The sequence below is a fragment of the Erwinia sp. PME.40.26/001 genome, assembly GCF_055556675.1.
The window spans coordinates 1-274 of record NZ_JBVHNP010000160.1 but is presented as its reverse complement, the minus strand read 5'-3'; the positions used below and the strand labels follow the sequence as shown (position 1 = coordinate 274).

Genomic DNA, 274 nt, shown 5'->3' with positions numbered 1-274 from the left:
GACGGCGTCGTGCATCGATTTCCCGCAGCAGCAGCAGGTCGTGGAGATCGTCGACAACCGTGATGGCACCCTCTCGCTCTTCACCACCGTGCTCGACCACGCCTCGCCCGCGGTGCCGGGGACCTCCGGCTCGGTCGCCGACCTCGCGGCGCGCAGCCGCGAGCTCGCCGCCAACGACTGGGCGGAGACGCCGCTCATGCGGCGCGGGTCGCCGCTGGACCGCAACACCGAGCTGCTCCTGCCGGCGCCGTTCGACCTGTCGGTGATCACCGAC

General features: G+C 71.9%; 1 protein-coding gene. It reads left to right on the top strand.

From position 1 onward, the window contains the following. On the top strand, window positions 1-274 hold a 274-nt coding region (locus ACZ3HG_RS23665; RefSeq protein WP_465334810.1), incomplete at both ends, for a hypothetical protein.